12 protein-coding genes and 1 pseudogene are annotated in these 12,440 nt (G+C 36.5%); 7 read left to right on the top strand and 6 right to left on the bottom strand.

The window, feature by feature from the left end; genetic code table 11:
• Positions 1-391 precede the first annotated feature (391 nt).
• Positions 392-718 carry a hypothetical protein gene (locus tag HE1_RS02565; protein WP_035544361.1) on the top strand — a complete coding sequence of 109 codons (327 nt, stop codon included), beginning with the start codon at positions 392-394 and terminating at the stop codon, positions 716-718.
• A gap of 422 nt (positions 719-1,140) precedes the next feature.
• Positions 1,141-1,771 (top strand): annotated as a pseudogene (gene bioD / locus HE1_RS09615) (dethiobiotin synthase).
• A 224-nt stretch (positions 1,772-1,995) separates the two neighbouring features.
• On the opposite strand, the gene HE1_RS02555 reads toward bioD, so the two are convergent.
• The 4 genes from HE1_RS02555 to HE1_RS02540 form a co-directional block, all read right to left on the bottom strand.
• Positions 1,996-2,640: a P-loop NTPase family protein gene (locus HE1_RS02555; RefSeq protein WP_162480222.1), complete on the bottom strand. Its 645-nt coding sequence runs from the start codon at positions 2,638-2,640 to the stop codon at positions 1,996-1,998.
• Positions 2,640-3,290, bottom strand: a complete 651-nt coding sequence (locus HE1_RS02550) for a LolA family protein (protein WP_023492389.1) — start codon at positions 3,288-3,290, stop codon at positions 2,640-2,642. Before HE1_RS02550 ends, HE1_RS02555 begins: the two co-directional genes overlap by 1 nt.
• Before the next feature lie 97 nt (positions 3,291-3,387).
• A complete protein-coding gene (locus tag HE1_RS02545; RefSeq protein ID WP_035544356.1) occupies positions 3,388-4,128 on the bottom strand; it encodes a 2,3,4,5-tetrahydropyridine-2,6-dicarboxylate N-succinyltransferase in 741 nt (246 codons plus the stop codon).
• A 30-nt stretch (positions 4,129-4,158) separates the two neighbouring features.
• A complete protein-coding gene (locus HE1_RS02540; protein ID WP_162531202.1) occupies positions 4,159-5,889 on the bottom strand; it encodes a 30S ribosomal protein S1 in 1,731 nt (576 codons plus the stop codon).
• 486 nt (positions 5,890-6,375) lie between these two features.
• Between HE1_RS02540 and HE1_RS02535 the strand changes: the two genes are divergently transcribed.
• Genes HE1_RS02535 through HE1_RS02525 form a run of 3 tightly spaced genes read left to right on the top strand, consistent with a single transcriptional unit; the run spans position 6,376 to position 9,971 of the window.
• Positions 6,376-7,674 (top strand): MFS transporter, encoded by a 1,299-nt coding sequence (locus tag HE1_RS02535; protein WP_052567246.1) that lies wholly within the window; start codon positions 6,376-6,378, stop codon positions 7,672-7,674.
• Positions 7,675-7,722: 48 nt separating this feature from the next.
• Positions 7,723-8,886 (top strand): aspartate kinase, encoded by a 1,164-nt coding sequence (locus HE1_RS06425; RefSeq protein ID WP_006299346.1) that lies wholly within the window; start codon positions 7,723-7,725, stop codon positions 8,884-8,886.
• Positions 8,883-9,971, top strand: coding sequence for an NAD(P)H-dependent flavin oxidoreductase (locus HE1_RS02525; protein ID WP_006299348.1), 1,089 nt, complete (start codon positions 8,883-8,885; stop codon positions 9,969-9,971). The genes HE1_RS06425 and HE1_RS02525 overlap by 4 nt, the downstream gene beginning before the upstream one ends.
• A 58-nt stretch (positions 9,972-10,029) precedes the next feature.
• On the opposite strand, the gene HE1_RS02520 is transcribed toward HE1_RS02525, so the two are convergent.
• Entirely contained in the window at positions 10,030-10,449 is a 420-nt protein-coding gene (locus tag HE1_RS02520) for a hypothetical protein (protein WP_006299350.1), read from the bottom strand.
• Between the two features lie 136 nt (positions 10,450-10,585).
• Positions 10,586-11,275 (bottom strand): hypothetical protein, encoded by a 690-nt coding sequence (locus tag HE1_RS02515; protein WP_035544353.1) that lies wholly within the window; start codon positions 11,273-11,275, stop codon positions 10,586-10,588.
• A gap of 71 nt (positions 11,276-11,346) precedes the next feature.
• Between HE1_RS02515 and HE1_RS02510 the strand changes: the two genes are divergently transcribed.
• Together HE1_RS02510 and HE1_RS08785 are read left to right on the top strand one after the other, a co-directional pair.
• On the top strand, positions 11,347-11,748 hold the full coding sequence (locus HE1_RS02510) for a hypothetical protein (RefSeq protein WP_035544350.1): 402 nt from the start codon (positions 11,347-11,349) through the stop codon (positions 11,746-11,748).
• A 432-nt stretch (positions 11,749-12,180) separates the two neighbouring features.
• Positions 12,181-12,318, top strand: a complete 138-nt coding sequence (locus tag HE1_RS08785; RefSeq protein ID WP_162531201.1) for a hypothetical protein — start codon at positions 12,181-12,183, stop codon at positions 12,316-12,318.
• The last annotated feature ends 122 nt before the right edge of the window (positions 12,319-12,440 follow it).

The raw sequence follows: 12,440 nt of genomic DNA, 5'->3' as shown, positions 1-12,440 counted from the left end.
TAGAATCTTTGGTACGTTGGGCGCATCGCAATGGTGCATTACTGCGAGGAAACGCATTGTTTTCTCATTTGTAAAAAAACTAAACGTTTGAATAGAATCTTTTGATAATAAAAGTAATGTGGGTGTTACAATCTATTTTCAAAAGATTAGACTATAATTTTTAAAATTTAGATTTTATTGTTTATACAATATATTTTAAAGTTTCGTTAAATTAAAAATTAGAAAGGATTTTAGAGTTCGACGTAATTTTTTTATAGGACTCTGTTTCTACGTTTTATAATGTGTTATTCTGTGAAGCATTAGAAAGACAATTTTTGATTATTGAATGACAGTAGCATCTAAAAATATTTTTTGTTTTGGTACGCTGAGCACAAATTAGTATAAAAATATTATGGCAATACCAGTAAATAATATAAAGAAAAACTTTAATAAAGTTAGTATTTCTTATGACTATGTTGGAAAAATTCAAAAAAGCTCTGCTGCATTTTTGATTAATAAAGTTTTAAATTTTAAAAATTTTACTCCACAAACAATTTTAGATGTAGGAACGGAACTGGGTACCTTCCTGAGCTTTTGTTACCTGTATTTGACTCCTCGTCTTTCTATCTTAATGACATTGCCGATAAAATGCTTGCACCATGAAGATAAACTTTTCAAATCATTCCAATATTTATTACTTACCTGGAGATATGCTAAAGCTCGGCGCTTGTATTTATGATTATGTAATAAGCATTAGCTTTACAATGGGTTAATAATTTAAAAAACGCTTTAGAATTTTTCAACACAAAAAGCTCTAATCTTTTTGCTTTTTCAACGTTATTAGAAGGAACTTTTTACGAGTGGAAAAATGTTATTAATAAATATCAAATAATCCGTCTTCATAAGTATCCAAAGAAAAAGATCTAATTGAGATATGCCGTACGATAAAAAAATACGATCAAATTTTTGAATTTTGGCCGATGAATTTTTCACTAACCTCAGATAGCCATTTAGCGTTTGTGCGCTATCTGGAGCTGCTTAGAGCCTGCGCATCAATTGATTCAATAATTTAGTAAGCTTTAAAAAATTGATTAAAGAAAATCATCATCCGTTAACGGTTACCTATAAAATATTTTTTGGAATTTTTAAAAAGATAGATCAATGAAAATTTTCGTTTCTGGAACCAGCACAAATGTTGGAAAAACGCTCATTTCAAGTTGGATTATTACGCATACTGGATTTTCTTATTTTAAACCCATTCAAACCGGTAAAAAAGAAAATAATGATAGTCAAAAAGTTCAATGCTTTTGTGATGTAAAAATTTATCCAGAAATTTACAGTTACTCAGAGCCCTTGTCTCCGCATTTAGCGGCGAGCATTGAAAATGATCGTATCGATAAAAAAAATCTTTTTACCCCGAAAAAATAACCTGATAGTAGAAGGAGCGGGGGGAATCTTAGTATCGCTTAACAAAAAACATCTTATGGCAGACCTTATCAAGCACTTAGATATTCCTGTTATTCTTGTTTCGCTTACAAAATTGGGCTGTATAAACCATACATTACTTAGTTTGGAAGCATTAAGAGCCCGAAATATTCCTGTGTTGGGGGTAGTAATGAATGGTACAAAAAATATTGAAAATTCCAGAGCTATAGAATATTACGGACGCGTTCCAGTTCTTGCAGAATTTCCCTATTCGTGTCAAATAAGTACCGCCTTGCTAAAAAATTTAGAACTTTCTGAAAAATTAAGAAAAACCTTAAACGTTAATTATCGCATACCAGTAAAATAATAAAATAAAGTTACAAAGATTTAAATTTTAATATTCATGAACAAAGTAACTATCATAGACAATTCTGAATTCCACAAAGGAAGAAATTGTGCAGAAATGACACAAAATGCTAAGCATACCTTACTTTATCTTCCTCCTACTTTCTCAAAATATCCAGAGCTCTCTCAAACAGCATAAAGATCTTGAATTTTAATTTCATATTATTCTTACTTTTCACTTAGACTTTACCAGTCTAATGCAGACTTAACAACAGAAATACTAAGATTAGCACGATGTTTTAAAGTATAGTCGTGAATTTTCCCGACAACATCTCTAATACTAGAAAAAGAGCGATCCATTCGCCTTATCAAAAAATCCAAAATTTGCGGATAAGCAATAAGTCCGACGTCGCGAAAAGCCTTTTTTAAAACCTTTGATAACAACGCATCATCAGGCTCTTGAATCTGAGTACACAAAAATGTAATAAAACGAGAGCGCAACGCAGAATGAGAGCAATGAACATGTAAAGGAAAAGCGCTTAGCCACAAACAACACGCTTCCAAAGCGTGCACTTCTTCTAAAAATCTAAACACATCTTGTTCATTAAAACAGTGAGGATCAACATCCAAAACATAGTTTTTTTTAGAATCAACAAAAGAAGGGTGTGCACAAGGCAACCAAACTGCTTGATGCTTTTTGGCCCACAGCATCCCCAGATGAGTTTTTCCACTATCTTTTGGACCGTAAATACTAAGATGCTGAAAAGGCCATTTTTCTTTTTGAATCCACTGAAATGCATGAATATTACTTTTTCCAATGCAAAAAGATGAATCATCCAAAAGAGGATGCCATGATAGCGGTAAAACAGGATGAGTATAAAGCATTATCACTAAAGAGTTGAAGAGGTAGAAAAAGTTTTCGGTAATATAATAACGTTGGTATTAACATCTGTAAGTTCAAGAATAATTTCTCTGTTATGTTCATCGTAAATAGTCCACCCACAAAACTGGGGACCTGCCTCTTTATCTTCTTTAAAAATAAGAACGACCTTCCCTTCTGTAGAATCCTCTTTCTTAACAAGATAAATATACGTGTAAATACCTCGACTTTTTTTTGCAGAAACAATGCGCTCCACACGAACATATCGAAGATCTATCCCTTGAGTATTTAAAACTATTTGCAAAGGAGTTTCTGACAAGTTTACGGAGCTGCTTTCCTCAAGCTCTCCCTGAGAATCAAAAACATACTCTGTAAGATAAGTTCCGTCACAAAGAATTTCTTTTCGCTGTCCCTGACTGTTAATTTCGTAAATAATACGAAGCTTTCCAGGTTTTTGAAGGTACAGCTTTCCCTTAGTACACTTAGATTCACTCGTTTGAAGAAATTTTGCTTCTACAGTATTAAATTTTTTTAAACAATTATTATACACTTCTAAAGAAAGCGGAGATTCAAAGCAAGGAGAAGCATTTCTAGAATCCTTTTCTCCTTGAACGCTTCCAAAGCAAAACACACCAACAAAAAAGACAACTTTAAAAACCATACTAGTCAGTAAATTACACCCAAACAAGCACTTCTCCCCATCGTTAATATTTTTTTTAATTTATTTCAAATTTTTTCGGTTTTGTTCAACAAACCATTCAGCGCAACGCCTCTTCTAAAGCAATTTTAGAATTCGTTTGACTATCACGATATTTCAAAATAATTCCACACTGAAGTGCCAATTGTGTATCGCGAAAAACACTAGAAATAGCCCGAGTCCCAGGAACCACTACAGAATATTCGGGAATTTCTCCGTAATAAACCTCATTCTTCACTGTATCGTACACAGGAATAGAACGTGACAAAGACAACCCAGCCCCTAAAACAGCTCCTTTTTTTACATGAAACCCAGAAGTTACTACGCACCCTGCCCCAACAAAAACATCATCTTCAATAATCACCGGAAGAGATTCAATAGGCTCCAAAACCCCACCAATACTCACACCTGCAGAAAGATGTACGTTTTCACCGATTTGAGCGCAAGACCCCACCAAAACATGGCTATCTACCATACTTCTTGCCCCCAAATATGCACCAATATTAACATAAGAGGGAGGCATAACCACCACCCCCTTTGAAACACACGCTCCCGGTCGAATAGACGATCCAAAAGGGACTATGCGAACACCATCATCAAGAGAAAATCTTCTAGGAAACAAAGAAACTTTATCGATATAATACTGCTCTATAATTCCCATTTCCCTAGAGCCAAATAACGCTAAAATTTTTTGTTTGACCTGTGCATCTACCCCCCAAGTCCCATCTTCTTTCGGATAAGCAGCCCTAATCTCTCCAGATTCCAAAGAAGAAAGAAAAGTCTTAACACAAAAATCAAACATAATTTCCCCTTTAGCTTTTAAAGTAATAACTTATTCTTTTTGCTCCAACGCTCGATCTAAAGCCGAACAAAAACTACTTTCTTTTTCTCCCATGTACTCAGATAAAATACGAGAACGCTCTTCAAGATCTAGAGCTTTTATCGACAAGAGAATTTGCTGAGTTTTAGCATTAACTTTCATTACCTTTGCCTCAATCATATCCCCAACTTTAAAAGAATGAGGATTTTGGTGCACCGCATCTTCAGCAAGTTCTGAGCGGGAAATGAAAGAAAGCGCCCCATCTCCCAAATCCACCTCTATCCCTGAATCCGCAATACGAACTATACGCGCCTTAACATTTTGCCCTTTTTCTATAGATTGCAAACGCTCCATGCTGGCATCACTAGACACTTGTTTTATACTTAGACCGATAAATTCTTCCTCGCAAGAAATCTTGGTGACTTTTAACTGTACTTTTTGGCCGACATGGTACCTAGACAGCGCCTCATCTGAAGGAAGAGTCCAAGAAAGCTCCGACTTATGCACCGCAAATTCAATACCATAAGGTAACGTTACTAACAGACCGAATTCTGTAACTCCCTTAACTTCTGCCTCTAATTGACTTCCTACAGGATGATGTTTAGAAAAAACCTCAAACAAATTTTCTGTACACTGTTTCAAGCCCAAAGAAATCCTTCGCTTCGTTGCATCAATTTCCAGAATCATAACTTTTACTTCATCTTTCTGAGAAACCACTTCAGTAGGAACAACATCTTTTTTATGCCAAGTCATCTCTCGTGCGTGAATAAGCCCTTCAATACCTTCGCTAAGCTCTGCAAAAGCACCATATTCAGTGATATTTGTAATGGTAGCTGTCACAATACTTCCTACTTTATGCATTTCGTGAATTGTCTGCCATGGATCCTTTTCAAGCTGACGCAGTCCTAAAGAAATTCTTTCATTTTCGCGATTAAAGCGAATTACCATCACTTTAACAGTCTGCCCCACACGCAAAACATCTTCAACATTAACCCTTTTGTTATAGGAAAGATCCGAAACGTGCAATAATCCATCAATCCCCCCCAAATCAATAAACGCACCGTAAGGAGCTAAATTTTTTACAACCCCCTCAACAATCATTCCTTGTTTGAGTTCTGACAAAAGACGCGCTTTATCCGAAGCACGCTCTTCTTCTAACACGGCACGACGAGAAACTACAATATTTCCTCTTGCCTCATCGATTTTTACAATGAGAAACATCTGATCAGTTCCAACAAGCTCACCCGAATCTCTAGAAGGACGAATATCCACCTGACTTCCCGGCAAAAACGCAACTGTTCCCCCCAGATCTACGCTCAACCCCCCTTTTACCATTCCCAAAATCTTTCCGGAAATAGGCTTTTTTTCTTCAAAAGCCTGAGCAAGCTTCATCCAAGTAACCTCTTGAATCGCCTTTTGATGGCTCAATATCATGCCACCGTCTCTTCCCTCATAACGCTCTATATAAACATCAACCTGTCCACCTACTCTAAGCGCTTCTCGCTCAGCATCTCCAAACTCTTTTAATAAGACGCGCCCTTCGGACTTAGATGAAACATTGACGATGATGGCGTCATGATCAATGGAAACAATTCTACCTTTTACAATCTTTCCTTCTAAATTTTTTTGATCTTTTAAAGTGTCTTCTAAAAGCGCTTTAAAAGCGTCTTCAAAATTTTTCTCAAGAATGCTCTCTGCTTCTCTATTTTTTTGGGAATTATTGTCAAAATCTTTGCTTAGCATACAGTTCTCTAATACATTTCCTCGGCACCATTGCCGATTCGTGTATATAATATATCTTTTTTTTCTCATTGACAAGTTGTCTTTTTTGAAGAAACAAAAATTCTTTCTCGATCAACGATATCTATTTTTGGCCAAATTAGATATGATCAATCCTTCACAACACTTACGTCCCTGCCCTTCCCTAGCATACAAAAAAATAATTACCTAAATATCGATTGTTTTTATTCGGGGCTCTCAAGAAAAAATTTACGCGTGTTAACACAAAAAACATCCCACACCTACCTGTTTAATAAAAGTTTTATGATTTGCTTTGAATTAATCGTTGTTAACGACAATCAATTAGATTTTTAACATCAAAAATAATTTATTAATATGCGTAGATTTGTTGAAAAAGAAGGGGAAAGGGAAAAGGAAAGGTGCTATTGATTTTTTTTTATATTGCTTTAAAATAAAATACGGATTTGTTTAAGGAAGCAGAGCTCATAATTGTTAACATTTTTCTTTCCTAAAGTTCGTAACACAGATAAACATTTTCGAAAGGTTCTTATTTCTTCTATGATTGGGAATACGTTAGAATGGTACGATTTCATGTTGTACGGATACTGTGCCGCTATTATAGGAGCATTGTTTTTTCCTGCTAATGATGCTTTTTCTTCAATGCTTGCCACTTACGGAGTGTTTTTCGTTGGGTTTGTTATGCGACCATTAGGAGGAATTTTGTTTGGGTACTTAGGAGATCGAATAGGAAGAAAGGGAGCTTTAGTTTGGTCTATTTATTGTATGGCTATTCCGACAGCGCTTATTGGAATGCTTCCCACTTATGAGCAAATCGGGTGGTTTGCCCCTTTGTTTTTGACGTGTTTGAGACTTTTTCAAGGACTTTCTATGGGGGGAGAGTTCACCGGGTCTATTGTGTTCGTTGTAGAACATGCAGATCCTCAACATAGAGGATTTTGGGGGAGCTGGACAACTTTTAGTGCAGCAATTGGCGTATTAATAGGATCTTGTATGTGTGTTGCTGTTGGAACGTTGCTGAGTGAATCAGAATTTTTAAGGTGGGGGTGGCGTGTTCCTTTTATTTTAAGTATTACAGGAAGTATAGTCGGAGCGTTTGTACGAAATAGATTACAGGAAACAGAAGCGTTCTCTCGCAATAGCTCTGACAATTTTTCGTGGAAGAAGTTTTTTGCGCGTCATGGAAAATCTTTGTTGCAGTTAGTTTGCTTAGATGTTGTTGTCGCTATTGGTTTTTTTACGATATGTCTTTTTATCGTTAATTATCTTCAAAATTTTGTTGGGGTAGGACACTATCAAGCAACGTGTATTAGCACTATTGCTACTTTAGGGTTTGCGTTAAGTATTCCGATTGGAGGGTACTGCTCTGATCGAGTAGGAAGGAAACCTGTTTTGCGTTTTGCATCGTTACTTTTGTTATGCGCAGCGATTCCCGCTTTTATCGCATTTTCTACGGGAAACATTTACCAGATTTTCTTTGCACAACTTGCCTTAAATGTAGCGTTTGGAGTTTATTATGGTGTTATTCCCGCCGCCATCGTAGAACTTTTCCCCCCCTCGATACGTTGCCTTGGAGTATCCTTGGCACACAATGTAACCATGATGGTATTTGGAGGAACGGCCCCTACGTTGGCAGTTTTTTTCATTAAAGAAGCTGGGGAAAAGTCTTTTGCATTGGTGACTCCTGGAATTTATTTAGCTTTTGGGGCTTTGGTTTCTTTTTTCGCCACTTTTTGGATTAAAGAAAGCTATCAAAAATCCATTAGTTAAGGTTTTTCTGCTACAATGTCTTCACTCAGTAAATACAAGGTAAATTATATGCGTGAAACAGAGAATAATACCGTAGTTGTAAAAAAATTTGGTGGAACTTCTTTGAATGACATCGCGTGTTTAAAGCACGCAGCTCAGCTTGTAAAAGAAGCTCAATTAAGAGGAGAGCAGCCCTTGGTCGTCGTTTCTGCCATGGGAGGGGTAACCAATCAACTTGTCCAGTGGGCAGAGGCGTGTTCGGTTCAAAACATTGACACAACAAAAGGTGAGCTAGATACAGTAGTCACCTCAGGAGAACAGGTGACTTCCGGTTTAATGTCATTAGCTCTTCAAGATTTAGGGTGTATGGCAGCTTCTTTTTTAGGTTGGCAATTACCTATTTTAACAGACGAGGTGCACAGAAATGCAGATATTGTTTCTATTAACGTTTCCCCTCTTCAACAATACATGGCCTCAGGAGGAATACCCGTTGTTGCAGGATTTCAAGGAATCACGAAGTTAGGACGGATCACTAGTCTGGGAAGAGGAGGGTCTGACACTACTGCTGTAGCATTGAGCGCCTTTTTAAACGCTCGGTTGTGCCAAATTTTTACTGACGTGGACGGTGTGTATAATGCTGACCCGTCTTGCGTTCAAAATGCAAAAAAATTCGATCGAATTTCATACGATGATATGACAACTTTTAGTCGGCATGGCGCAAAGGTACTTCACGATAAAGCGCTGTATTGGGCAAAACGCTATAAAGTTCCTATTCAAGTTTTATCAACTTTTTATCCAGAAAATCCAGGAACTTTTGTGTGCGAATCCGTGTCTGGACCAGCAAAAGGGATTGCTCACAAAGGCGTTTTGTGCTGGACTGTTCCAGTGCTTTCGCGAATAAAAGCAGACCAGTTGCTGCAAGTGCTGCAAAGCCAATTTATTTCCGTATGGGGATGGCAATGGAACAAATCTATGACTACATTTTTTACTGAAATGTCTGCAAAAAACATTGTACAGCAGTACGTTTTACCAACATTTTCTATTTTACCGCACACGATGTTCACCATAATTGGAGTGTCTTTTGAAGATGTGCCAGAAGAAAATCAGCAAAGTTTAAAACGTATGGGAGTAGAATATATTTTTCGTTCTGTAAATAGCATTAGTTATGTTGTTCAAGAACAACAAACTACACAAATCTTAAATGCGTTACATAAAATGGTACAAGAAGGATGAAAAATACTCAAAAGGAATTACTAACAATGAATAATCCAACTACTTGTCATGCGTTATCTTGGATAGAAGCACAATGGAAAAGAGGCAAAGAATTTTTAGGTACATCTACCGGAATTTTGTGTGGAGCAATGACGTGGGTATCCCACCACGAACTAGTAAAAGGTGTCTGCGATGCGGGAGGATTTGGAATTTTGGCTGGGGGATCTATGACTCCAGATGAGCTGTCCCAGCAAATTAAACATCTTGTTTCTTCTGGTTGCGGCCCTTTTGGCGTGAATCTTATTGTTTTTCATCCAAGCTTTCAAGAACTTGTTGATGTTTGCGGACAATATAATGTAAGCCACATTTTTTTAGGGGGGGGGCTTCCTTCTTCCACAGTATTTAAATCACTTGCATCTTATGGTATTAAACCTGTAGCTTTTGCGCCTTCTGCAGCTTTAGCTAGACGATTAATTCTTAGCGGAGCTCAAGGATTGGTTATAGAAGGCAATGAAGCCGGGGGGCATGTGGGGCCGGTAGCCACTCAAGTTTTGGCCCAAGAGATACTTCCTGTTGTTGGCAAAGATGTTCCTGTATTTGTGGCCGGAGGAATCGGAAACGGAAGAGGAATTTTGTCTTATCTGTGCATGGGAGCATCTGGCTGTCAATTGGGGTCACGTTTTGTGTGCACTCACGAATCTCAAGCGCACAATTCTTTTAAAGAAGCTTTTATTCGCGCCCAAGCTAGAGATGCTGTTCTTTCTTATGGAATCGATTCACGCCTTCCAGTAATCCCTGTTCGTGCTATTTCTAATAAAGCAACGGAGAATTTTGTAATTCTTCAAAAATCTGTTGTAAAAGATATAGAAGAAGGTACGTTATCTTTAGAAGAGGGAAAAATGAAAATTGAGCAATTTTGGTCCGGCGCTCTATACAGGGCAGTAATAGAAGGAGATATAGAATACGGATCCGTTATGGCAGGACAAAGTGTGGGCATGATAAAGTCTAAAGAATCCTGTAAGCAGGTTATACAAACCTTATTAAAAGAGATGGTGGAAGCATTCACAGAAATTAAAATGACATCGGCTCTTTCTTGCAATACGTAAAATTCTTACTTTTAAAGAGTACAGATGATTCCTTAATTTAAAGAAACAATTCCATTGTCTAATTTTCTTCTATTATACAAAAAGGAAGTCTTTCCCAATACGATGAAATAAATTGAGGTCCTTGCGTGGACTCACAACATCGGTGGATCTTTTTTTCAAAAATCACTAAATTTCCTGGATAGTAGAGTTGATCTTGGTTCCAGTTTCCTTTAAATTGCCACAAAGGCAGAACCACTTCTTGAAATTTTCCATTAGCTTCTGTTAAAGTTATAATGTTGTCTTTGCACGAAAAAATTATTTTTTCTGTACTAGGTTGATTTGCAGAAGAATGCACCATCTGAGATTCTAGATTTCTTAAACGCTCTTCTACTTCGGCAAGCTTTTCCATAATGTGTTGAAAGTTCCCATCTACTTCTAGGGCTGTTAACGGGCTTTTTCGGTCTTTCCAATAAATAATCATATACCTAAGTTTCCTCATGAACAATCAAGACCAATTTTTTTAGTAAGTATTTAAAACAAAATATCTTTGAAAAAAATCACATCTTTCCAAGACAAACAAATCTTAATGGGGGGGCTTTAAAAAAATATATTAAAATTATTGCCACATTGATAATTTAATCCTCAGAACGCTTAACAATCATAAACTTAATCCACAAATCATTATTTTTTAAATTATAGTGCAGTGAACGATACAACTGTTTGTAATCGTTGTACAATAAATAACAATTTACTTCTCCACATTCTATCGTTTGTTTGAGAGAAGCAACTTTATTTGCCCCATAAAATTCTTGACCAGAACGCCAATCCAGAGCAGTACAAAGCCCTGCAGTTCTTGGAAGGCAGTACCACTGCATACAATCTTTTGGATCTTTGCATTCAAGAACTCCACAAGGTAACGCTGCGCTATTAGGACTAAGCACGCAACTGTCTTTGGTGAAAGAAAAATGTTTGGTAAACACAGAAGAAGAAAAATCCAGACAATAGGAAGAACTTTCTTCAAATGATTCTATGTTTTGCTCGAACTCACTCCATCCGGCAGGATACAAAGAAATAGATACACTTTTAAAAAAACTTTTTGTTTGATAAAGCACTGCCCCACTTAAAGGAGGATGCTGGGGGGTTTTTTTCATTTGAATAATAGGGCGCAGCAAAATGGGTTCAAAACTTAAACGTGCTTTCAATTCAATACGCAAAGGAAACAAGTTCTTTGCCTTTGCTGGCTCTAATTCTTGGGCGTCCATCACTAAAAAAGGATCGTCTTGATTCTCAAATTCTGTACTATTGACATAATAAAAGTTTCTCAATAAACAATCATATATGTTGTTTTTACTTTTAAAGTATACACTATATCGGAAAGCATTACAAAATTATATCAATGAAAAAAAATTTCTTTTTTTGTTACAGTGTTTTGGGAATTTGCACAATAGGAGTAACATCTTCTGCATTATCAAGTCAAAATTCCAGCCCAATTTTTTCAAATACCAATAATAATAAAGAGCTAATAAGCGCCCAGGATTCAATTCTTATCGCTTTTCGAGAAGAGCTTCCTTTGCCAGGCGTTATGTCGTTGTTATACGAAATTAAAATTATTCTTGGGTCACTAGAAGGAGTAAATGTAGAAGCAAAAGAAGCCTTAGAATCTATAAAACTTTCTATCCAAGAAAACTCTGAAAATTCAGAAGTTTTGAAAACAATACTAAAAAAATTAAGAGACATGTACCATAATAAGCAAGTGAAGTTATTGCACATACCAGAATCTCCTCAAAACCCAACTTAATTGTAATAAAATAGTTTTATGTATTAAATGGTAATATGCATAAGAAAAATTTCTTTTTCTTATCTTTTACCTAACTTGATCTAAGCATTTTTTCCTTGCCCAATAGAAATGGTTTTGTGTATGAAAAAAATAGCTGATCAATTAAAAAACACAATAACAAATCGATCCCCCCCCTTTTTTGTCACTGTTCGCATACTCCCCCTCACTTTTTTGAAGGGTCTTTTAAAGATCCGAAAAAGAGGCTATTTTATTAAAAATAAACAACAATGTTTAATGCAAATGAACCTTCGTACTTATCGATCAGCGAAAGGTTCAGCATCCTGCACTGATCCACAAGATGAACTCTCCACCTTCAATAAAATCCAAGCTTGAACGCGTCAGGCGTTTTTTTAAAAGGACAAGTTAATTGATTCTGGACTCTTCTCAAAAGCCTTGATATCAAGCATTTGGGAGCCAGTTCCTAAAATGCATTTAATGCTCGATGGCACCAATTGGAAGTTTGGAACGCAGAATATCAATAGCCTCGTACTAGCTGTTAGAGTTGGAAAGATTGCATTTCCTTTGTTTTAGAGCATGCTTGATCACCAGAAAAATTCGCACACCCTAGCACGCATCAGTTTATTAAACCAATTTAAGGAAATCTTTGGGAGCGATAAAATTCTCTCCTTTTCAGCTGATCGCGATTTTGTGGG

The organism is Holospora elegans E1 (genome assembly GCF_000648275.1).
Lineage (GTDB): Bacteria > Pseudomonadota > Alphaproteobacteria > Holosporales > Holosporaceae > Holospora > Holospora undulata_A.
Note: the sequence above shows the minus strand (reverse complement) of the source record. Positions and strands in the feature narration are given on the sequence as shown.